The sequence below is a fragment of the Bacillus sp. BML-BC051 genome, from assembly GCF_019656175.1.
GTDB classification, from domain to species: Bacteria; Bacillota; Bacilli; order Bacillales; family Bacillaceae_G; genus Bacillus_A; species Bacillus_A mobilis.
The window spans coordinates 63,544-84,363 of sequence record NZ_BPLI01000063.1; the positions used below are offsets into that span (position 1 = coordinate 63,544).

23 protein-coding genes are annotated in these 20,820 nt (G+C 33.5%); 16 read left to right on the forward strand and 7 right to left on the reverse strand.

Annotated elements, in window-relative coordinates:
- Window positions 1-12 precede the first annotated feature (12 nt).
- Entirely contained in the window at window positions 13-1,137 is a 1,125-nt protein-coding gene (locus K5S59_RS23495; protein WP_000851027.1) for an LPXTG cell wall anchor domain-containing protein, read from the reverse strand.
- 150 nt (window positions 1,138-1,287) lie between these two features.
- Window positions 1,288-1,869 (reverse strand): ATP-binding protein, encoded by a 582-nt coding sequence (locus tag K5S59_RS23500; RefSeq protein ID WP_120450496.1) that lies wholly within the window; start codon window positions 1,867-1,869, stop codon window positions 1,288-1,290.
- Window positions 1,870-2,085: 216 nt separating this feature from the next.
- Between K5S59_RS23500 and K5S59_RS23505 the strand changes: the two genes are divergently transcribed.
- The 9 genes from K5S59_RS23505 (at window position 2,086) to cuyA (ending at window position 10,606) form a co-directional block, all read left to right on the forward strand.
- Window positions 2,086-3,006, forward strand: a complete 921-nt coding sequence (locus K5S59_RS23505) for a class I SAM-dependent methyltransferase (RefSeq protein ID WP_120450494.1) — start codon at window positions 2,086-2,088, stop codon at window positions 3,004-3,006.
- A gap of 145 nt (window positions 3,007-3,151) precedes the next feature.
- On the forward strand, window positions 3,152-3,946 hold the full coding sequence (locus tag K5S59_RS23510) for a MerR family transcriptional regulator (RefSeq protein ID WP_120450491.1): 795 nt from the start codon (window positions 3,152-3,154) through the stop codon (window positions 3,944-3,946).
- Window positions 3,947-4,055: 109 nt separating this feature from the next.
- A complete protein-coding gene (locus K5S59_RS23515; protein WP_001078415.1) occupies window positions 4,056-4,880 on the forward strand; it encodes a CPBP family intramembrane glutamic endopeptidase in 825 nt (274 codons plus the stop codon).
- Window positions 4,881-4,905: 25 nt separating this feature from the next.
- Window positions 4,906-5,124: a hypothetical protein gene (locus K5S59_RS23520; RefSeq protein WP_002072343.1), complete on the forward strand. Its 219-nt coding sequence runs from the start codon at window positions 4,906-4,908 to the stop codon at window positions 5,122-5,124.
- 289 nt (window positions 5,125-5,413) lie between these two features.
- Entirely contained in the window at window positions 5,414-5,614 is a 201-nt protein-coding gene (locus K5S59_RS23525) for a helix-turn-helix transcriptional regulator (RefSeq protein ID WP_000903049.1), read from the forward strand.
- A gap of 5 nt (window positions 5,615-5,619) precedes the next feature.
- Window positions 5,620-5,913 carry a hypothetical protein gene (locus tag K5S59_RS23530; RefSeq protein WP_000925449.1) on the forward strand — a complete coding sequence of 98 codons (294 nt, stop codon included), beginning with the start codon at window positions 5,620-5,622 and terminating at the stop codon, window positions 5,911-5,913.
- A 475-nt stretch (window positions 5,914-6,388) separates the two neighbouring features.
- Window positions 6,389-7,930: a serine hydrolase domain-containing protein gene (locus tag K5S59_RS23535; RefSeq protein WP_000797427.1), complete on the forward strand. Its 1,542-nt coding sequence runs from the start codon at window positions 6,389-6,391 to the stop codon at window positions 7,928-7,930.
- Window positions 7,931-8,126: 196 nt separating this feature from the next.
- Window positions 8,127-9,359 carry a DUF4073 domain-containing protein gene (locus K5S59_RS23540; protein WP_098258186.1) on the forward strand — a complete coding sequence of 411 codons (1,233 nt, stop codon included), beginning with the start codon at window positions 8,127-8,129 and terminating at the stop codon, window positions 9,357-9,359.
- Between the two features lie 251 nt (window positions 9,360-9,610).
- The gene (gene cuyA / locus K5S59_RS23545) at window positions 9,611-10,606 is read left to right on the forward strand and encodes a D-cysteate sulfo-lyase (RefSeq protein WP_001046601.1); all 996 of its coding nucleotides are present in this window, start codon (window positions 9,611-9,613) and stop codon (window positions 10,604-10,606) included.
- 170 nt (window positions 10,607-10,776) lie between these two features.
- On the opposite strand, the gene K5S59_RS23550 is transcribed toward cuyA, so the two are convergent.
- Window positions 10,777-11,067, reverse strand: a complete 291-nt coding sequence (locus tag K5S59_RS23550; RefSeq protein WP_098258188.1) for a hypothetical protein — start codon at window positions 11,065-11,067, stop codon at window positions 10,777-10,779.
- A 102-nt stretch (window positions 11,068-11,169) separates the two neighbouring features.
- Between K5S59_RS23550 and K5S59_RS23555 the strand changes: the two genes are divergently transcribed.
- The 3 genes from K5S59_RS23555 to K5S59_RS23565 all read left to right on the forward strand — a co-directional run bounded on the left by K5S59_RS23555 (window position 11,170) and on the right by K5S59_RS23565 (window position 14,487).
- Complete coding sequence (locus K5S59_RS23555) at window positions 11,170-11,592, forward strand: YhfM domain-containing protein (protein WP_098258189.1); 423 nt, start codon at window positions 11,170-11,172, stop codon at window positions 11,590-11,592.
- A gap of 912 nt (window positions 11,593-12,504) precedes the next feature.
- Window positions 12,505-13,950: a L,D-transpeptidase family protein gene (locus tag K5S59_RS23560; RefSeq protein ID WP_001064088.1), complete on the forward strand. Its 1,446-nt coding sequence runs from the start codon at window positions 12,505-12,507 to the stop codon at window positions 13,948-13,950.
- A gap of 321 nt (window positions 13,951-14,271) precedes the next feature.
- Window positions 14,272-14,487 (forward strand): hypothetical protein, encoded by a 216-nt coding sequence (locus K5S59_RS23565; RefSeq protein ID WP_001104093.1) that lies wholly within the window; start codon window positions 14,272-14,274, stop codon window positions 14,485-14,487.
- A gap of 177 nt (window positions 14,488-14,664) precedes the next feature.
- On the opposite strand, the gene K5S59_RS23570 is transcribed toward K5S59_RS23565, so the two are convergent.
- Entirely contained in the window at window positions 14,665-16,038 is a 1,374-nt protein-coding gene (locus tag K5S59_RS23570) for a sensor histidine kinase (protein ID WP_098258190.1), read from the reverse strand.
- Entirely contained in the window at window positions 16,035-16,709 is a 675-nt protein-coding gene (locus K5S59_RS23575) for a response regulator transcription factor (RefSeq protein ID WP_001264519.1), read from the reverse strand. Before K5S59_RS23575 ends, K5S59_RS23570 begins: the two co-directional genes overlap by 4 nt.
- Window positions 16,710-16,885: 176 nt before the next feature.
- On the opposite strand from K5S59_RS23575, the gene K5S59_RS23580 reads away from it, so the two are divergent.
- Both K5S59_RS23580 and K5S59_RS23585 read left to right on the forward strand, forming a co-directional pair.
- The gene (locus K5S59_RS23580; protein ID WP_001250306.1) at window positions 16,886-17,356 is read left to right on the forward strand and encodes a hypothetical protein; all 471 of its coding nucleotides are present in this window, start codon (window positions 16,886-16,888) and stop codon (window positions 17,354-17,356) included.
- A gap of 20 nt (window positions 17,357-17,376) precedes the next feature.
- The gene (locus K5S59_RS23585) at window positions 17,377-17,700 is read left to right on the forward strand and encodes a PepSY domain-containing protein (RefSeq protein ID WP_000912133.1); all 324 of its coding nucleotides are present in this window, start codon (window positions 17,377-17,379) and stop codon (window positions 17,698-17,700) included.
- 262 nt (window positions 17,701-17,962) lie between these two features.
- Here the strand turns inward: K5S59_RS23585 and K5S59_RS23590 are convergent, their stop codons facing one another.
- The gene (locus tag K5S59_RS23590; RefSeq protein WP_120450490.1) at window positions 17,963-18,295 is read right to left on the reverse strand and encodes a DUF1904 family protein; all 333 of its coding nucleotides are present in this window, start codon (window positions 18,293-18,295) and stop codon (window positions 17,963-17,965) included.
- A gap of 446 nt (window positions 18,296-18,741) precedes the next feature.
- Here K5S59_RS23590 and K5S59_RS23595 point away from each other — a divergent pair, with 446 nt between their 5' ends.
- Complete coding sequence (locus tag K5S59_RS23595; RefSeq protein ID WP_120450488.1) at window positions 18,742-19,401, forward strand: protein kinase family protein; 660 nt, start codon at window positions 18,742-18,744, stop codon at window positions 19,399-19,401.
- A gap of 377 nt (window positions 19,402-19,778) precedes the next feature.
- Here K5S59_RS23595 and K5S59_RS23600 read toward each other — a convergent pair whose 3' ends face one another.
- The gene (locus K5S59_RS23600; protein WP_098238178.1) at window positions 19,779-20,156 is read right to left on the reverse strand and encodes a hypothetical protein; all 378 of its coding nucleotides are present in this window, start codon (window positions 20,154-20,156) and stop codon (window positions 19,779-19,781) included.
- 369 nt (window positions 20,157-20,525) lie between these two features.
- On the opposite strand from K5S59_RS23600, the gene K5S59_RS23605 reads away from it, so the two are divergent.
- Entirely contained in the window at window positions 20,526-20,687 is a 162-nt protein-coding gene (locus K5S59_RS23605) for a hypothetical protein (protein WP_000441004.1), read from the forward strand.
- Window positions 20,688-20,820: the final 133 nt, after the last annotated feature.

Below are 20,820 nucleotides of genomic sequence, written 5' to 3' on the forward strand. Positions count from 1 at the left end.
GTTATAAGGGCCTTATTTTGAGAATAACGCTTTAATTTTATTACGTGTTACTAATAAAACGCCGCCTAATACAGATAACATACCTAAAGCCATATTATTTGATTGCTCACTACCAGCGTTAGGGAGTTCTCTAGCATTGTTTTTCGCTGGAACAGTAGTATTGTTATTGTCTGTTTGCGTTTGTTTCGATTGAGATACTTCATTAATTTTGTTATCTACATTTTGCTTCGTTGTATGTACCTCAGCTAATTTGTCATCAATTTTTTTCTCAGTATGTTTAAAGTCATTGATTTTAATATCTAAGTCTTGTTTTTTCTTTGTTAAATCGTCTGAAACAGTTTGTTTCGCTTGTTTTATTTCGTTAATTTTATTTAGTAAATCTTCTCTAGCTTTTTGTAATTCAGCTAGTTTGTTTTTTACATCTTGTTTCGCTAGTTCTAAGTTAGCGGAAAGACTATCTAAATTGCCTTTAATTTTCTTAAGTTCCTCTAACGTGTTCCCAGTATTCGGCTTATTTTCTTTTAGCTCAGCAAGTTTGTCCTCAGCAGTTTGTTTTGCTTTCTTTAACTCAGCTAATTTTTCATCTACCTGTTTTTTAACTTCCTTAAGTTCATTAACCTTTTGGTCGATGTTCTCTTTATGTTGCTTCATTTCATTCACTTTTTCATCGATAGTTTGTTTATGTTCTTTAATCTCATTCACTTTGTTATCGATATTTTGCTTATGTTCTTTCACTTCAGCAACTTTATCTTCTACTTGTTTTTTATGCTCTTTCATTTCAGCGATTTTATCTTCGGCGATTTGCTTGTCTTGCTGAAGTTTTGCATCTAACTCTTCTTTACGTTGTTTCATTTCGTTAATTTTTTCATCTGCAACTTGTTTACGCTCGTGTAGTTCATTAACCTTCGTATCAACATTTTCCTTAACTTGGTTAAGTTCATTCAATGTTTGATCCACGTTTTCTTTGTGTTGCTGCAATTTCGCGTCTAACTCTTGTCTATGTTGCTTAATTTCAGCTAATCGATCTCCCGTACTTTGCTGAGGAGTAGCATCAGTTACTTCCGCATGAGCAGAGTTTGCGCCAGCAATCATTGCTAAAGCTAGTGTAGACGCAGCGATAGTTTGTTTTGTTTTCATATTTTTGTACCTCTTTTCTTTCATATGCATGAGCTGTTTTGTGTAAAATTGAGCATATAGAAGTAGATTATCTTATCATTATATACCATGTACGATGTCTAGAGGAAGTATTTGCATAATAATCTATCATTATGTAATTCTTATAGTCTTTTATTTTTGGATAGTGGAGAGGTCTTTAGCAAGATGAACAATTTCTTCTATAGTAGAGTTTACATCCTTACTATTACGAATAACAAACAAATAATTAGCCTCGTTTTCTATAGGATCTACCACATCTTCTTGAAGTGATTCAGACTGTTGTCGATCAAGTACTTCTTTGAAACTAGAATAACCAACTCTAAAAATATTCGTACTTCGCGTGCTTCGAGCTACTCTTTCGTAAAGTACATCATCTGGAATGTCAAAATGAACGAGTATGCGTACATATTCTTCTTTTGGAAACAATTCATTGAGTAAATACATCCGGCCGTTTCGGCTTCTATTTGAGTTACTAATAATAAGGTGTAAACTCGTATGTTCTTTCGCATAATCAACAATGAATTTCGAAAGACAGTGTTTAAAGGTATTGGCGCCTTCAACCGGTTGTAATTTTGCATAATGCGTGTTAATAAATTCTGCTTGGTTATCTTGATCCATAACGAAAGAGTGGGATAACTCTTTTTCTAGTTCTTTAGCAAATGTAGTTTTTCCGCTGTGTGTTTTTCCTACGGTAATAATGACGAATCGTTTCATATTGGCCTCCATTTGTATTGTTATAATTTGGAACATTCTGTGTGGATCGACAATTTTCCTGCCAGAGTATATACAAAGTGTTGGAGTAGTAACAGGCTGAAAACTTGACAAAAAAACTTATTTATGCTATAATTTACCAATGTAAAAATAAAGTGTATAATAGGGTTCTCCTGGCCAGGGGAACCCTATTTTTGTTGTGAAAATGAAGGAGAGTGTATGTGCGTGAAACAAGGTGAAGCAAGTGTAACGTCGTTAGTATCAGCTTTCAGCAGGGCATATCATAGTGAATTTGATAGTTCTAAAATCTTTGATGATTATATTGCTAAAGAATTCATTTCGTCAAAAGAACGAAGCGATATTGAAACGAATATGGTTCAAGGAATACAGTTTTTCAATAAAGACATTGCAGAGCAGTTTCAAGATAATCCGAAAGAAATATTAAAATGGATTACACAAGTTCAGTTATCACCAACACCTTTAGCACGTGCGGCATATTGTGAAAGAGTATTATTACATGAAATTACATTAGGTGCAAAACAATACGTCATACTCGGTGCAGGCTTAGACACGTTCAGTTTTAGACACCGAGAATTAGAAAATAATATAGAAATATTTGAAGTGGATCATCCTTCCACGCAGCAGTTTAAGAAGGAGAGAATAAAAGAAGTAGAACTTGAAGTTCCAAATAACCTTCATTTTGTTTCAATGGATTTTACGAAAGGATTTTTCTATGAACAGTTACAGAATGAAGGATTTGAAAATAAAAAGACTTTCTTTAGCCTATTAGGTGTTACGTACTATTTAACGAAAGAGGAGCTATCTAGTTTAATAGAATACTTATTCGAGATGATTCCAGAGGGGAGTTCTATCGTATTCGATTATCCGGATGAAAACTTATTTACGGAAAAAGGATTGTCCAATCGAGTGGGAAATATGGTTAAAATGGCTACAGTAGGCGGAGAACCGATGAAATCGTGTTTTTCTTATACCGAAATGGAAGCACTGTTAGAGAAGGCGGGCTTACTCATTTATGAGCATTTATCACCTGAGGATATTCATACATTATACTTTGAAGGACGAAACGATTATTTAAAAGCTTTTGAGACGGTGCATTATGTGCATGCGGTGAAGAAGTAGGAATTAGTAGGCATGGGGAGAAATCTCTGTGTCTTTTTTTGTGGGAAAACAAGGGGGGAATATTAGTAGGAAGGGAAATTCGATAATGTAAAGAATATGAAGTATGAATGTAATAAATTAAGTAGCAATGATAAAGGAGAACGTAATGTACACAATTGGACAAGTCGCTAAATTTTTAGATGTATCTAGAGATACTTTGAAGTTTTATGAGGAAAAAGATTTGGTCAAGCCAAAGCAAAATATTGAGAATGGATATAGAAAATATAATCATTTTGATATATATGATATAACAACGGTCAATTTCTATAGGGAAATGGATATTGAAATAAAAAAAATTCAGGAATTAAGAAAAAGTAAGAGTATAGAGGGAATAAAATCATTGTTAGAAGAAAAAGAACAAGAAGTTTTAGAGGAGATAGAATATAAAAAACTTCTTTTAAAAAAGCTTCAAATTGTAAAAGAAGATTGCGAAAAAACAACGCAATTCTTAGGGAAATACGTAGTAAAAGAAATGAAGCCATTAGAAGTAAACGGAGAAATAGAGCATTTTACTGCATATGATGAATATGAATCTTTGAAAAAGAATACGGATAGTTTAAAAAAAGCAGTTACTTTAACATCTCTACGAAGAGTTATCAATTTTAATGAAGAGGGGATTATAGAAGATAAATTTATAATTGTAAGAAAAGTAGAAGACTCTGATAAAAGATTGGAAGGGAAAATTCTATCGCATCCAAAATGTATTTATACAGTTATTGAAGATGGAAGGTGGGCAACTGGTGGGGAAAGTATTGATCATAATGTGGAATCTAGTTTAAGAAAAGCAGCGACAGAACAAGGGCATGAACTTTTGGGGCTAGTGTATATAAATATATTACTTACCACATATGAAGAGGAACTTGAGCGTATATTTTTAGAAATTTATGCACCTGTAAAATAATGCAAACATGTATTGACCTGTGAGTAACCCCCAGGTTTAAGCTGAAGGTATCTGTAAATATAAATACTATTATGTTTACGAAATATTTAGTTTGAAATGGGGATTATGCATGAATAGGGAAAAGAAACTAAAAAAACCAGTAGTGAGTTTTATCGTACTAACCAATATCATTTTTCTGCCACTTTTTTTGCTTGTAGGAGCTATAAGTATGCTAGGATTCCCAGCATGGGTTTTTGATGTAATGTTTTGTATATCGTCCTGGTCCTCAACTTTTGCTTTTGCCGTGCTATTTAAGAAAATCTATCCGGGGCAGAGCTTTATACAGTTTGTAAAAGAGAAATTCAAGAATAAACTTAAATTTTCTGTGATTCTTACTACAATTATGATTCAAGCCTTCATATTTTTGATAATTTTATTTCTCGTATCTAAAAATAGTAAAGTAGACTCTATTTTTACTGTCACTTCATGGGGAATGCTAATCTATTTCTTTGTTAAAAACTTTCTTGCGGGGCCATTGGGAGAAGAACTAGGATGGAGAGGATTTGCACAAATTGAGCTTCAAAAGAGGCATTCACCACTAAAAGCTTCGCTAATTATAGGATTTTGGTGGGGGATGTGGCATCTACCTATTTGGTTTACTACAGGATTTGTAGGCATGGACCTAATTAAATATATTCTATTTTTTATGATCTCTATCATATCTATAAAAATCGTCATGACTGCATTTTATAACTTAAATCAAAATCTAATCATTCCAATCATTATCCATCAATTCTTTAATTTCTTTATTGGCATCATAAACGGAAACTTAATCGATCTAATCATGTATAACGCGATTTTTTATTTAGTAGTTGCAGTTGTTTTAATTGTTGTGAACCCAAAGAGAGTTCTGTATGGAGCGGAAGATATAGATAGCAGGAATGGAAAGTATTAAGTACATTGCTATTGGAAGGCGGGGAATGATGAAGAATTATATAGGGGTAGTAGCTGCTAAAAGTATCTTTATCCTTTCAATTGTTTTTCTATATTTCAATCCGTATAGCAATCAAGAGCTTGATAAGGAAGTATATATCACTGTATTTTTCATGTTCTTACTTCCTTCTTTTCTAGCAGTAATTGCGGTAGTTGCAAGGAAAAAGACTTTTATGATCGCTTATTACCTGAAACTCTTTATTTAAGTGTAGCTGCAATACTTACGTTATGGAGTTTATATAGTATATTTTTAATAATTTATTTTATATGTATCGTTTGGATGAAAGAGAGAAGTGCTTGAAGAGTAGTTCTCTTTTTTATTAAGTTTTTGAAACAGCGCATTATGTACATATAGTAAAGAAGTAGAAGATTAGTAGGCATGGGAGAAATCTTTATGTCTTTTTTTATGAGGATTTTTAATTTTAAAAATATATTGTAAAAAATAATTTACAATTTGTAAAAAATAAATTACAATTATCTCAAGGGGTGTTACTATTGTTGCATAATAAAATTGTAGTTTGTCGAGCAGAAAAAGGTTGGACCCAAGAAGAACTGGCAACAAGAGTGGGAGTTAGTCGTCAAACTATCGCTACTCTTGAAAAGAATAAATATAACCCTTCTCTAATTCTTGCCTTTAAAATCGCAAATGTATTTGAAAAGCCGTTAACCGACGTATTTGATTATCTAGAGGAGTGATACATATGTTGTTGTTAAAAATTTTATTATTTGGTTTAATAGTGATAAGTAAGATGTATGTAATAAAATTTCAATCAAGTGATGAAGCAAATGACGAACGAGGAAGAGAAATTCTATATAAAACTAATAATGTTTTGTACAATATTCTATATTTAGGTATCCTTGTCATTATTGTTTTACAATTAATTGATATTATTCCTTTGAAATTTCTACCTGATTTGTTATTATATTTTGCACTTTCATTAAGTGTGTTAGGCAGTATTTTTATATTTATCAACAGAAACAGTAAAAATTACTAATACGAGTTAAGTGTTTAATCTTGTTCTGTTAGTTGATTAAACAAAATGTTTTTTTAGTAGGCTACATAAAATAATCAATCTTTTTTATAAAAACTTAAGGAAGCCAAAAGAACCCCACACATTTTAATCAAAATGTGTGGGGTTCTTCTTTTTATAGAATAAATATTTGCAGCAATACTTTGTTCAAATTCTAATTAAAACTAAAATCCACCTTTTCTATTATAAATTTTTGTAGTTTGGAATATATCTATTTGATTAACCAAACTAGTATTTTAGGGGCCTTAACTGAAACAATAAATATAACTTCATATCAATCTTGTTAATGAATTTCATTGCCCTCGGATAAAGGACAATAGTAGATCTTTGATTTTTATTACAATTTTGTAAGGTTAAGTAATAAAAATCGATAGAATGGGATATTAGAATGGGATACTCTGATTGATGGATAGAATATTCTGAAAAAGGGGTAGAGCAAATGAAGAATAGGCAAAAGGCATCGATAATATGCAAAAGTATTTTATGTTTCATCATTTGTATATTTATTACGAATGAAGCATGGTTTACAAATGTGGTGAGGGCAGAATCGGGCACGTTGACTGATAGAAGTATAGAGGATTTCAAAAAAAAGCTGGATGAACAGGTACCAAAATGGCAGGAGAATTATGAGGTACCAGGGGTTGCAATAGGGATTGTACATGAGGGGCGTATTGCTTATACACTTAACTACGGTTATGTAGACAAAAAGACAAAAAAAGCGGTGAGTGATGATACTTTATTTCAAGCTGGTTCCATATCTAAAAGCCTTACAGCGTGGGGAATCTTGCATCTTGTAGATGAAGGTCGTTTATCACTAGATGATCCCGTTGGAAAATATCTGACCAAATGGAAATTACCTAATTCAGAGTTTAATAATAATGAAGTCACAATAAGAAGATTGTTAAGCCATACAGCAGGGCTGTCTGCACATAAAGGATACCTCGGGGTTGCACCAGGGAAACATCTTGACTCTATTGAAGAGTCTCTGTCTGGAAAAGGATGGTTTAATGAACCAGTGGAGGTTACCAATAAACCAGGTTCAGAAACAATTTACTCTGGTGGCGGATATACAATTTTACAACTTGTAATGGAAGAGGTTACCGGAATACCGTTTGATCGTTATATGGAAGAACAAATTATGAAACCTTTAGGAATGAAATCTAGTTCATTCTTACAACGTCCTGAAAACCATAACCTGTCGAAAGCTTATGGATATTTTGGAGAGGAGCTCCCTAGTTACCAATTTACCGAACAGGCTGCTGCAGGTCTTAAGACAAATGTTACCGATATGATGACATTGATACTTGCTAGCATGGATGCAAATAATGAAGGTAATGGTGTCATCAAAAGTGAACGTGTTACGGAAATGCAAAAGCCGGTATTAGGGGAGGATGGTTTAGGTATATTTGAAAAAAAACTATCTAATCAATGGAAATTACTTTATCATTCTGGTGACAATCGAGGCTGGCATTCTTTTTATGGTTTCATTCCTAATACAAAGGATGGATTGGTAATCCTTACAAATGGTGAAGGTGGTATAGACTTACGACAGGATATTTACCATGCATGGATTGAACATGAAACTGGAAAATTACCTGAAAGTTACTTCTCTCTAGCTGAGCAGAGAAAAAGTAATTCCATTACATCAATTGTTATTGGAGCCATACTTAGTGTATATTTGCTGCTATTCGTAATTAGATTGTACAAAGGTAGAAGAACTTTCATTTTTAAGCAAGAGAAGAAATCCTACATCGGATTAGTAGTTAGGACATTTTTACTTATTATTACTGCTATCCTCGTTTTTTGTGCTGCCTACTTGTGGAGAGTTTTCAGCTTGAATTCCGGTAATACAATAAATTTTATTCTAATAATGGTATGGATTATAACATTATTAATTAGTGGATTTTTCCCGAAAATTAGAAGTAATAAAAAACAACGTATGAAAATAAAAGATTTAACATCAAAATTTACATGTATGTAATGTTAAAGGCTAGAAAGCTAGATTGGCGTGAATCGCTAATTTTGGTTTGCAAAAAACGACAAAATCTCTTAAAAAATACTTAACTTTTAACGTCATCTATCTTTACAATCCCTCCTTATAATGTGAATTGGACAAGCATCTAAGAGAAAACAGAACATGTCAGTTTATACATTCTATCATTAGGGGGAGAATTTGTATGAAAAAGACAGTTGCTTCGTTAGCGGTTATGGCGGTATTATTGCCGACGTTTTCAGCACATGCGGAAGGGAAAGAGCAAGTTCGAAAATCAGCTACAACTTTTAATGTTATTAGTGATATTCAAGGGGACTTAGGGGATTTTGACCACGTATTAAAAGATATGAACAAAGTGATGCCACTTTCTAGAGCACTTATTATGAATGGGGATATAACGTCAACTGGACAACAGTCACAATATGATGATGTGAAGCGTGTGTTAAACAAAAATAAGCATCCAGAGAATGTATGGTCAACTGTTGGCAATCATGAGTTTTATGCGGGTAAATGGACAGCTGATGGGAAGCTCTCTCAAAGTACATGGCCAAATGGTGTAACGGAAGAAACGCTATTCAACCGCTACTTACAATTTAGCGGGCAAGAAAAGGTATATCATAAAAAAGAATTAGACGGTTATCCGCTTTTATTTTTAGGAACTGAAAAATATATGAAATACCACGATTCAAAAATGTGGGATGAAGTATTTATGAGTGATGAGCAATTAGGTTGGTTAAAACAAAATTTAGAAGAATATAGTCAAAAAGATAAAAATAAGCCAATCTTCATTTTCTCTCATCACGTTTTACCTGATACAGTATCTGGATCAAGACAATCACCGTACTTACAAGATTATTTAAACGTCGATAAGTTGTACGATATATTAAAAGACTATCCGCAAGTTGTTTTCTTCACGAGTCATACGCATTGGGATTTAAACTTGCCAGACTGGGCTGGTAAAAAGAAAATTGCAGGGGGAGATAAAAAAGGATTTACTGTAGTAAATACAGGCGGAATTGAAACGGGCTGGATGTCAGCCGGACCAAATGGTGGAGAGAAGACTGCTCCTGATGGTTATTCATTTAAACAAGGGTTGCAAGTGAAAGCGTATGGTAGCGATGTAATGGTGACAGCTTATGATTACAAACGTGATAAAGAGATAAAAAAATTATTAATTAGTGATTCGAAAATTGCACAAATGGCACCAAATGTAACCGCTGATGATAGTAAAAATATAATCGTCGGTGCAACGGAGTATATGGAGTACTCTGTAGAAGGAACGAGTGAGTGGAATACGTATAATCCAGGGAAGCCGCCAAAATTTGATGGGGACAAAATTGTATACGTACGCCATAAAGGCGAAATGAATTTAGAATCAGGATTAACGCAGCTACTTCGATTTTCAGCAAATAAGTGATTGGTAAGGGCCTACTTTTGAATGAGTGGGCTCTTTTTAGGTTGTCGGTTTTTGTCGGTAAGTCGATATATTGAAAAAATCCTTGAAATAAATTTCATGTACCGTAATGAAGTTAAAATCCTTAATGCAATTTCATACATCTAAACCGAATTCCAATACATTTTTCCTCCAGAAAGGTGACTTCATCATTTTTACATGTAATAATAGTATCGTTACATATATTGTGAAAGAAGTACAAAGGAGCGTTATTAATGAATTTAGCTAAATTCCCGAGAAAAAAATATACAGAATCATATACACCAATTGAAAAATTAAACAATTTTTCTGAAGCACTTGGCGGGCCGACTATTTATTTTAAACGAGATGATTTACTTGGTTTAACAGCTGGTGGTAATAAGACGAGAAAGTTAGAGTTTCTAGTTGCGGATGCACAGGAAAAAGGTGCAGATACGTTAATTACAGCTGGTGGTATTCAGTCAAACCATTGCCGTCTAACGCTTGCAGCTGCGGTAAAAGAAAAAATGAAATGTATTCTTGTATTAGAAGAAGGGCTTGAGCCAGAAGAAAAGCCAGACTTTAACGGAAACTATTTCTTATATCATTTACTAGGTGCTGAAAATGTAATTGTTGTACCAAACGGAGCAGATCTTATGGAAGAGATGCATAAAGTAGCGAAAGAAGTTAGTGAAAAAGGTAATACACCATATGTAATACCAGTTGGTGGATCAAATCCTACTGGTGCAATGGGATACGTTGCTTGTGCGCAAGAAATTATGGCGCAATCATTCGATCAAGGAATTGATTTCAGCTCAGTTGTTTGTGTAAGTGGTAGCGCTGGTATGCACGCTGGTTTAATTACTGGTTTTGCTGGAACACAAAGTCACATTCCTGTAATCGGAATCAACGTAAGTAGAGGAAAAGCAGAACAAGAAGAGAAAGTAGCAAAACTTGTAGAGGAAACGTCAGCTCACGTTGGTATTCCGAACTTTATCCCGCGTGAAGCTGTTACATGCTTTGATGAATATGTAGGACCAGGTTACGCGTTGCCAACGCCAGAAATGGTGGAAGCAGTTCAATTACTTGCGAAAACTGAAGGTATTTTACTGGATCCAGTGTATACGGGTAAAGCAGTAGCGGGACTAATCGACTTAATTAAAAAAGGTACATTTAATAAAGAAGACAACATTTTATTCGTACATTCAGGTGGTTCACCAGCGTTATATGCGAATACGTCTTTATTTGCGTAAGTGTAAAAAAGCATTGGGTATCCAATGCTTTTTTGTTATATAATGGAATTGTTAGAAGGTGAGAGGAGGGAGTATATGAGTTCAAATGTAAAATGGATTATATACACGGTGCTCAGCATTTCTATTTTACTAATTACATTTGTAGCTTATGGAATTTATTTATATTTCACTTAAGTGAAATGGTAACTAAACCAAAGGAAAAATAAAATAATCGCTGTGTTACATAGCGTAAAACATAAACCGATTATGGCTAAAATTTTCTTCTCAGCTCGGCTACAAAAAGAGACGACTGCTAATATGATTGCTATAACAGCGGAAGTTAATATGAAGTAGGCGAAAGGCACGACATATTCTACTCCAACTCGGTCTAAAATAGGTGTGAAGAGAAAGAGATTAATAGTAACGAATATACTTACAATGAGAAACGTATAACTTTTCCAAGTGTATGTTTGTAACTGCATGGAACGACACTCCTCCCTCTTTATTATTTATATTTTTAAGTTTAAATTAATTACCTTTATTTTACAATTTAAGATATTTTGTATTGAAAAGAGGGTATTAATATGAAATTTAGAAATTGGTCTCTAGTTATTATTAGTATCTTCATATTCATAATAACCGGCTGTTCAAATGTATTAGAAAATGAAGAGCAAAGAATCGAAGTCCAAAAACATATTGGTGATAATGAATATGGTGAACTTAAGGTAGTGATAGATAATAATGAAGTGTTGCAAGTAAAGAAAATATTAACTGATACTGCTTTTGAAAACAAAAAGGTGGAAATGTCTCGTCCAGCTGATTATCACTTTATTTTTCAATTTAAAAATCCGAAAATAGAGGCAAAAGCTGTGTTGTATCAAATTTGGGTAAGTGCTAATAAGGATAAAGTGGAAATCATCTCAGGAGATAATCGGTACGCTCAATTACAAGATAAAAATGCGGCCACGTTGTTTCAGATTGTTACAGGGGAGGATTTAGCTGAATAAGCATATATAGAGTTATAGGAATCCAGTTCGTATTTTGCATTTTGAGAGATACTTAGTTTTCAACAAAAATAGTTATCTTTTGATATTGGAATAAATATTGAGAATCGGATAAAATGGAAATTGGACATTGACTTGATGAGCATGAGGTTCTACGCTTATTCGCGGATTCATACACTTTAAGGTGTGAATGAATCTGCGAATGGATAATAAAACTAGGAAATATATTGTTTTTATAAAGATTCGATGTTATGTTTAATTTTCTCAATATAATATTTCCCTTATATAGGAGTGGCTATTTGAAGAAATTAATATTATTAGTTTTATTGGCTACATGCTGTCTCACTATAGCAGGATGTTCTAATAATAGGGTTACAACAAAGGATGAGTCTAAAAATTCAACACCTGTAAAGATTAAACGTATCAATAAAGCGTGGTACAAACATATATAATAGTTTAAAGAATAAATTAGTTAGGCCGATAGTAAACGTTGCGAAACCTGGTGAAAAGCAGGGAGCATGGTTTGCATTTAAATTTATAAAATATGCGACATTAAAATATTCATAAAAAAGAGTCTACATGTAGTCCCTTTTTTGTGGATATTTTTCATAAATAATAGACATCCCATGGTGCCTTTCTATGATTTGAACTATCCGAAAAGTATTTTATCAAGTTAAGTAGTATCGTTCTTCAAAATTCTGCGAATGCGAGGGGCACGTAATAGCTCGATTGTTGTGATCCTTTTTCACTTTATCTATCATCTTTATATATCTTACTATTAAAAAATCTAACTTTAATCGATTAAATCAGATGAAATCTGGTAAAAACAATGAAATTTTAGGAAAAATAAGGTACACTATTCAATGGTTTTGGTTTAAAATCGATTGACGTTAATGCATACGGGGGAAAAGATTGATGAACAATAATACAGTAAATGAATCAGTTGAAGAAGTTGAGAAAAAACGGGTAAGATCAAAAAAACGTTTTACAAATTGGAAACTTATCGCAGCGGGTGGCGGTGTAATTGCAATTCTTATTGGGGGAATGAGTTATTACCAGGCAACTCACTTCAATTCAAATGTTACGATTAATGATACAAAAGTCGGTGGTTTGAGCGCCGATCAGGCAATACAGGAATTAAAAACATCTGGATTAGCAAATAAAGTCTATATTGATCAACAACAAATTTTAGATGAACAAGATACAAAAACGGAACTGACGGAAAAAGATTTGCCACAAGTTGAGAAATTATTAAAAAGCCAGTGGACATTTTTCCCTTCCTCAAAGGAAAAAGATTATTCATTGTTACCGAAAGAAGCGGATCAGTATCGTAGTGAAACGATGAAAAAACTGCTAGAAGAAAAGCTCGTTTCTATGAATGAAAAATTAAAAGCGCCTCAAGATGCTATGGCGAAGCTCGAACAAGGAAAAGTTGTTATTTCGAAGAGCATTGATGGGAAACAATATGACGTAACGAATCTACTAAAAGATTACGCCAAGCAGAAGCATAAAAGTGAAATTCATTTAAAGTCTACATACATACAACCTATTAAAGAAGACGATCCAATCATCAAAAAAGAAGAGAAAGCATTACAGAATCTTCTTCAGCAGTCTGTTGATTATAAAGTGCAGGATGAAGTGTATTCATTAAAAGCGAAAGATTTAATTCAAAATGCCTCTATGTCAAAGGATATGAAAGTGACAATCGATGCGAGCGAAATTAAGAATAAGGTTGCTGAAATTAATAAGGCTAAATCTACATTACATAAAGACTTCGCTTTTAAAACACATTCTGGTTCGGTTATTTCAGTAAAGGGACAAGGATACGGCTGGGCACTAGATGTGGAAAAAGAAACAAAACAAGTTCAACAAGCCTTTGAGAAAGGCGAAAAATCGCTTTCTGCTTCTAATATTCACGGGAATGGTTGGGAGAAGGAAGGGATCGGTTATAAAACAACATCGAATAATGGCATCGGGGATACATATGCGGAAGTTTCCATTGCAGATCAACAAATTTGGATTTACAAAGATGGAAAATTAGTTGTCACAACAAATGTAGTAACGGGTAAACATAGCACGGGTGAAGATACATCACCAGGTGTATGGTACGTTTTATATAAACGAACTCCATATACGCTGAGAGGTAGCGCAGTAGGGAAAGCTGATTATGCAGTGAAAGTAGATTACTGGGTTCCATTCACAAATAGCGGTCAAGGATTTCATGATGCAGGCTGGCGAAAAGACTGGGGAAATAATGCTTATGTAACAGGGGGATCAGGTGGGTGTGTAAACCTTCTGCCTAACGTTGCAAAAACTGTATATGATAGTTTGAACACGTATGATCCAGTTATTGTGTACTAGAAAATAGCTACGTATTAAGAAATAAATAAAGCGGGAAATCTTACCTGATGGTATATGAAAAAAAACCTCTTGAATTCGCATGCAAATTCAAGAGGTTTTTTTGTTTGAAAACAAGAGTTCATTGCTTATAAGAAACAAAGTAGAAAGAGTTTGAGATGAAGAAACAAGTATTCAAATAGTCAATAAAATTGACATTGAATATCATTTTCACTTATTATAGAATCATTGCATTTAATTAGACAGGACTTTTTTATTAATATAATAGATTTTTAATAAGGTGTCTCATTAAAGAATTTAAACGTAGGAAAGGGTAATATAAAAATGAACTGGAAAAAAGGCGGATTATGGATTATTATTTTTTTCATTGTAAAAGGTACGATTTCTACACTGTTAATCGTTACAGGTGCTAAATATTTTAATTTATCATTTATGCAACTTTTCGCACTAGTACTGATCTTATTACTGATTTCTCTCATAAGCCGAAAATTGCTGTATAAACATAAACAAAACAAAAAGCAAAAAGAGCTAAATATATAATGAAGCCCCAGAGACCTTTGGATTTCTGGGGTTTTATTTCGGTGTTTTTTCCATATGCATATCAACTTAACGGAGCAGGTTGCTTAATATGATAAAATCGATGTTGTTTAAAATGCGTCGGTTACTTTTATATAAGGATTAAAGAATCTTTATTCTGGAGCTACAGACATTCATACATTATGCTCGTTTTTCAATTGGTAGTTTAAAGGTAAAAGTACTACCTTCTCCTAATTCACTTTCAACCGTAATTTCTCCTCCGTGTAGTTCGACAATCCATTTTACCATCGACAATCCTAAACCTGTGTTTCCAGTGCTTGAAGATGTTCGTGCTGCGTCAACTCGATAGAATCGGTCCCATATTTTTGTAATATGTTGCTCGCTGATGCCTATGCCATTATCGGAGACTTTACCTATTATGTTGCTTTCATCACGGAACAGTTGTATATGCACAGTGCCGTTCGCTCTGCTATAAGCAATCGCATTCGTTAGTAAATTCATTAATAAACGCATCATCAATGTTTGATCTGCTTTCATAAACAAGTCTTCCTCTATATGAGTTGTGATATCAATTGAAGCTTCTTGAACCATTAATGAAAGCTCTTCTACAACGATTTCCGTTAATTCACTCATATTGATACATTCAAATTGGAAAGTATTATGGCTTTCTTGGTCAGCTCTTGCTAATAATAAGAGTTGTGAGATGAGCGCGGACATTTTACGTGATTGCTTTAAAATTACTTTTAACGATTCTTCCATTTCTTTCGGATTATTCCTCTGTGATAATGCGTATTCGCATTGCGAAATAATAACAGATGTTGGTGTTCTTAATTCATGAGATGCGTCAGATGTAAATTGTTTTTCACTTTCGAACGATGTCTCCAATCGCTCGAACATTTTGTCAAAGGTTTGTGCTAAATGATACATTTCGTCTTTCGGTGAACCTTGTAAATGAATTCTCTTCGAAAGGTCTTTACCATCACCAATTTTACTGGCTGAATCACTCATTTGTTGCACAGGCCGAAACGCTCTTTGCGTAATAAAATATCCTCCCACTGCCGCAATGAGAATAAGTAATGGAAATGAGATGAGTGTTATGACAATAAGCGTATTCATCGTTGATGATAATTGGTTCATAGTCATTATTCCACGAATCCAGACTTGCTCATCGCCGCCTGCATTATGGAGAAAATCATATACAATCCATTCTTTATTACCGTCTTTAATAGTTTGTATTTCATCGGATTTAAGCGGTATTTTTTTATTAAAGCTTGTTGGCATATTTCCTGCCAGCAGCTTACCTTGTTTATTATAAATGCTGATATTTACTCCATCTTCTAAGGGTTCAAAATCATCGTCCATCTTTAATTGTCCATGCTTATATTCGATATCTTCCATGCTTTCTTTTACTGTGCTCTTCAATTGATCTTTCATATTAAAAAGCAAAACTTTATCTGAAGAAGTTAAAATAAAAGCTAACACGAGTGCCATAATAATTACAATTAGCCCCGTATACCACAGGGTTACTCTCATTTTGATTGATAGTCTTTTCATGATTCTACTCGCAATACGTAACCAGTTCCTCGTACTGTATGAATTAACTTCGTTTCAAACTGGCTATCAATTTTTTTACGAAGATAGCGGACGTAAACGTCAATAATATTCGAGCCACCTTCATAGTCGTAATTCCACACATGTTGCTCAATTTTATCTCGTGTGAGCACAACTTCTTTATTACGAATCATATATTCTAAAATAGCAAATTCTTTACTGGAAAGAGTGATAATCTGATCTCCTCTTGTTACTTTATGCATATTGCAATCTACCACTAAATCAGCGATTTCAAACACATTAGATGTGTTTCCTGTATTTCTTCGCATTAACACTCGAATTCTTGCTAATAGTTCATCAAAAGCAAACGGCTTTACTAAATAATCATCCGCACCTAAGTCGAGTCCTGTTACGCGATCATCAATTGTATCTTTAGCTGTAAGAAGCAAGACAGGAGTTGTATGATTATCCGCGCGTAATCTTTGTAATACTTGTAAGCCATCTATTCCGGGAATCATAATGTCAAGCACAATCAAATCGTAGGTAGCCATGTTTATATAATCTAAGGCATCTTCTCCATTCCCACATGCATCGACACTATAATGTTCAGCATTTAATCGTTTTACCAATATATTTTGTAAGTCTTGTTCATCTTCGACAATAAGAACTCGCATTACCATTCTCCTTTTCTTCTTATTAATATGTATCACTATAATTCCAAAACATTAAAGAAAGATTAGAAACGATTTAATTATATCATTTTATTTTTTTGTACATTAATCTTCCTTTAATGTTTGTTGAGTAATATAAAGGCAAGGATAAGGTGCACATGTAAAGGGAGGAAAACAGAATGAGACAGTGGATGTTGATTGGAGCGATGTCTTGTTTATTCTTAACAGCTTGTTCTACTCAAGCTGATAACAATACAGAAGTACAACAACTGAAAGTGGAAAATGATACATTGCAAAAAGAAAGTTCTCAACTACAACAAGAACCACAAAAAACACAAGCTGCTGCGAATGATATGAAGCAAATACAAGATTTCAAAAACGAAGTCACATCTATCGTTGAAAAGGCAAATAATACGAAACCAGTTGGATCAAAAGAAGAAAACTTAAATACGTACTTAACAGCAAAAAAAGAAATTGATCAATTAGATGACAAGGTAGATCTATCTGATAATCAGCTTGAAGCGGATTATCGCGCTGGAACGATAACGATTGAACAATATAAAGCACAAGAAAGAGAACACGATATACTGGAAGATCAATTAGGGCAAGCAGAAAATGCACTTGAAGCAAGATTTGGAATAGATGATTAATCATGAAGGAGTGGATGAAAATGTTAAAACATAAAAAGAAAATAATTATAAGTGTAATTGCTATTTTAGTAAGTGGTATTGCTATTGTTGGTGGATATTATGGTATGGGTTACAATTATGCAAAAAAGAATGAAAACTACACAGAGAAACAAGTTCGTGAAATTTCTTTAGCACATACAAATGGAGAAATTATGAATGTGAAAAAAGAATTCGAATTAGAAGATGACAACTTAGCACAATCTACATTTGAATATGAAGTGGAAATCAAAACACCTGATAATCTGTTAAATAGTTTAAAAGTTAGTGCTAGAACAGGTACAATAGAAATCGATAATGAGGATTAAAAAAATATTGCATATTTGAAAAAACTCCTAACAAAATTTGTTAGGAGTTTTTTCATGTTTATACTCTACTATTTTAAAAGGGGGGCCGCTACAACACGATCAAGCTAATATTTTGATGTCCCCAAACAAAAATTTTATCTCTTTACAGTTAGTTGTTTATGAGAATAGAGTTCATTTTTGGTGTTTGGATATTCGCTTTTCTTAGCTTGATAGTAATGTGGCTCTACCCCTTATAAACCGTACAAAAATTTTTCAAATAGCTCTAACTTGCACAATGCTTCCCGTTAATATAATACGCTGATTCTGTGAAAACCGTAAATACAACCTCTACTTCTGGAAGTCCAAAATCCATTACATATGTAGTAATGGCCTTGGCAAACCGATCACGAATTTCCTGTCCACGCTCGAACCATTTCACTTCAATAAGAGGAAACGCTTCTATTTCTTCTCCATTGAATACAAACGTAGAACTTGGTAGTTCCAACGTAAAATTATCCGTATCACACTCACAAATCTCTGCGAGCTCTTCTACTAATGGCTTGCTTATGCGTTTTAATTGTTCAGTAGTGATTCCACGAAATACAACATGTGGCATATGAATCCCTCCGTTAGATAGCTTTATATTTGCTCACATCATAACACAATTTATTTTACTGCACTAACATCTATTGGTACATTTCAATGGCATTCTTAAGAATGATCATATGTTATTGGAGCAATACATGTATTGTAACTATTTAAAATATTTGAGAGCTCGGTAATTGGGTAAATAAAAAAAGCCTTATCATTCTCCCTGTAAGGAGGCATGAGGGGAGGCCTCTGAAAAAATGAAAATACGTAAATAGTTGGAAATATTTTTATGTTGTAAGGTTTTTAGTTATGAATAATGGAATAAATATTAAGTATTCAACAGTTTAAATAAAACGAGTCATCTTTGTATTTTAAGAAAAAAGATGACTCGTTTTATGCTAAAATTCACTTAGTGTATATTTTCGTTAAATTGTGGGTGGTACCCCTTTTAACAAAACCGGAGTGGAAATGATGAGTATAAACAGTTTTGTGGGATTGATAAAGGACGAATTATTAAAAGAGGTAAGCATAAGAAGTGAGGATGAATTCGAGCCTGTAGTAGTTAATGATATTCCTAGACTTTGGAAGTGTTTAGGGATAGGGAATTATGCCGCAGTATTTATGCATAAAGAATACAAAGATTGGGTAGTGAAAGTTTACGCACGAGAAGGAGAAGGAATTGAAAAAGAGTCAGAAGTATACCAAAGAATCGGAAATCATCCTTCTTATTCGAAGCTTATATATAAAGGAGAAAATTTCATAGTATTGAAACGTTTAAAAGAAATTACTTTATACGATGCCCTTCATAAGGGGATTAAAATTCCTAAGCAGGTGATCTTTGATATCAATGAAGCTTTAGAGTACGCGAGGGAACAAGGATTAACACCTTGTGATGTTCACGGGAAAAATGTGATGATGGAAAACGGAAGGGGATATGTAGTCGATGTATCTGACTTCTTAAAAACAAAAGAAGATAGTAAGTGGAGAGACCTAGAAAAGGCATATTTCACCTTTTATTTTCCTTTCATTTATAAATTTCCTTTCCCTATTAAAATACCGTATTTTATGTTAAATATTGTTAGACGTTCGTATAGAAAATATAAGAAACTTACAAAGAAATTCAAATGGTAAAAGGGCCACATATTTATCTTTAGGTTAGATAAATGAACGACTAGTAAACAAAAGGACCGTACATATTAGACATGTCTAATATGTACGGTCCTAATTTGATTACTTCATGAAGTAATCAGTAAGCTTTACATTTTCTTTTTCACGCAATTACTTATTTTTTCTTCAAGTCCTTTATTCTTTTTTCTCTATCTTTTCAATTCTTCTTTTAAGAGAAGCAATGACGGCATTTTGATTGTTCTCGTTCCATTTAATCTAGGGGGACACAAATACTTTTTCTTGTTGATTTCGCAAGAATTGATGCGTTCTTTGAGCTCTGTATGGTTATACAGTGTGGTTTTACTCACTCCGGCTTCTTTCTGTCACACTCTTGAAGTTAATTATATTTTTCTACGTACTAAATAAAAAGATAAGGACCCCATAATAACAGGTGCAACGAAATCAAAGAAATGGGAAAAATTAAAAGGAAAAAGAAAAAGAAATGGTATAAGTGTATAGATAACTGCTTGTCCTATAAATACAGGGATTCCAAATTGAAATTCTCTACATCGCTTGATTTTCCTGTATAACACTTCCCCAATTAGACAAGCTACAAGAGCCGGTATACTACCATAAGTGACGATCGTTTTAATGAATCCTAATACAACGTTCGGGTGAATAAAGCTAGGATGAGAAATATATGAAATCAAGAACCAGCCAAAAATAAAAGCAAACAGACTTGCAGCATAACTAATTATAAATTTTATCAACGTAACCATCCTCACAGTTTTCTAATAGTAACTCCATTGTATGACATAACGTCCTATTAACAGTAGTCAATGATGCATATAATTTTCATTTTGGGGGGAGGTGCATTTCTTAGCTTGATAACGATGGGATGAGTCCTTAATAGTGACAAATATCCATACTGCTATTAACTGGTTAATTAAAGAAGAATTTGTTCCACAACTCTTAAGTTATTATAATATGAAAAAATGAAATTCTCCTTCTGTAATTTATTCAAATGGCTCAATCTCTGCATCTTATGAACGCTCTTCAATAATACATAAGCAAAATAATTAACTATCCTATGCAAGAAAGTTAGGCTAGTTAATCGCATATGTTTTATTGAAGGGATGTGATTGACTATGGAACGGCCGAATTGGGGAATTGGAGGATTAGTATTCGTTGGCTGCATGTTTCTTGGCGGAGGAGTGGGATCTATATTAGGCGATACTCATGCTGGATGGCTAATTGGGATGGGGGCTGGATTTATTGGGATGGCTTTAACGAGACTGGTCAAAAAGTAATATAACGGAATTCTTCTTCGGGTAAATAAGGAAATATGTATGTAAGTAATTCATGGTATAAGAGCTCTATAAATTATAGTTAGAAACTTCTATTTCTCAGATTTATCCATACATAGATATGATTCTCAAATCG

Excerpts from the sequence above, each read along its gene's own strand:
- K5S59_RS23495 (WP_000851027.1), bottom strand. The coding sequence starts at position 1,137 with ATGAAAACAAAACAAACTATCGCTGCGTCTACACTAGCTTTAGCAATG.
- K5S59_RS23500 (WP_120450496.1), bottom strand. The coding sequence starts at position 1,869 with ATGAAACGATTCGTCATTATTACCGTAGGAAAAACACACAGCGGAAAA.
- K5S59_RS23505 (WP_120450494.1), top strand. The coding sequence starts at position 2,086 with ATGTGCGTGAAACAAGGTGAAGCAAGTGTAACGTCGTTAGTATCAGCT.
- K5S59_RS23510 (WP_120450491.1), top strand. The coding sequence starts at position 3,152 with ATGTACACAATTGGACAAGTCGCTAAATTTTTAGATGTATCTAGAGAT.
- K5S59_RS23515 (WP_001078415.1), top strand. The coding sequence starts at position 4,056 with ATGAATAGGGAAAAGAAACTAAAAAAACCAGTAGTGAGTTTTATCGTA.
- K5S59_RS23520 (WP_002072343.1), top strand. The coding sequence starts at position 4,906 with ATGATGAAGAATTATATAGGGGTAGTAGCTGCTAAAAGTATCTTTATC.
- K5S59_RS23530 (WP_000925449.1), top strand. The coding sequence starts at position 5,620 with ATGTTGTTGTTAAAAATTTTATTATTTGGTTTAATAGTGATAAGTAAG.
- K5S59_RS23535 (WP_000797427.1), top strand. The coding sequence starts at position 6,389 with ATGAAGAATAGGCAAAAGGCATCGATAATATGCAAAAGTATTTTATGT.
- K5S59_RS23540 (WP_098258186.1), top strand. The coding sequence starts at position 8,127 with ATGAAAAAGACAGTTGCTTCGTTAGCGGTTATGGCGGTATTATTGCCG.
- cuyA (WP_001046601.1), top strand. The coding sequence starts at position 9,611 with ATGAATTTAGCTAAATTCCCGAGAAAAAAATATACAGAATCATATACA.
- K5S59_RS23550 (WP_098258188.1), bottom strand. The coding sequence starts at position 11,067 with ATGCAGTTACAAACATACACTTGGAAAAGTTATACGTTTCTCATTGTA.
- K5S59_RS23555 (WP_098258189.1), top strand. The coding sequence starts at position 11,170 with ATGAAATTTAGAAATTGGTCTCTAGTTATTATTAGTATCTTCATATTC.
- K5S59_RS23560 (WP_001064088.1), top strand. The coding sequence starts at position 12,505 with ATGAACAATAATACAGTAAATGAATCAGTTGAAGAAGTTGAGAAAAAA.
- K5S59_RS23565 (WP_001104093.1), top strand. The coding sequence starts at position 14,272 with ATGAACTGGAAAAAAGGCGGATTATGGATTATTATTTTTTTCATTGTA.
- K5S59_RS23570 (WP_098258190.1), bottom strand. The coding sequence starts at position 16,038 with ATGAAAAGACTATCAATCAAAATGAGAGTAACCCTGTGGTATACGGGG.
- K5S59_RS23575 (WP_001264519.1), bottom strand. The coding sequence starts at position 16,709 with ATGCGAGTTCTTATTGTCGAAGATGAACAAGACTTACAAAATATATTG.
- K5S59_RS23580 (WP_001250306.1), top strand. The coding sequence starts at position 16,886 with ATGAGACAGTGGATGTTGATTGGAGCGATGTCTTGTTTATTCTTAACA.
- K5S59_RS23585 (WP_000912133.1), top strand. The coding sequence starts at position 17,377 with ATGTTAAAACATAAAAAGAAAATAATTATAAGTGTAATTGCTATTTTA.
- K5S59_RS23590 (WP_120450490.1), bottom strand. The coding sequence starts at position 18,295 with ATGCCACATGTTGTATTTCGTGGAATCACTACTGAACAATTAAAACGC.
- K5S59_RS23595 (WP_120450488.1), top strand. The coding sequence starts at position 18,742 with ATGAGTATAAACAGTTTTGTGGGATTGATAAAGGACGAATTATTAAAA.
- K5S59_RS23600 (WP_098238178.1), bottom strand. The coding sequence starts at position 20,156 with ATGGTTACGTTGATAAAATTTATAATTAGTTATGCTGCAAGTCTGTTT.
- K5S59_RS23605 (WP_000441004.1), top strand. The coding sequence starts at position 20,526 with ATGGAACGGCCGAATTGGGGAATTGGAGGATTAGTATTCGTTGGCTGC.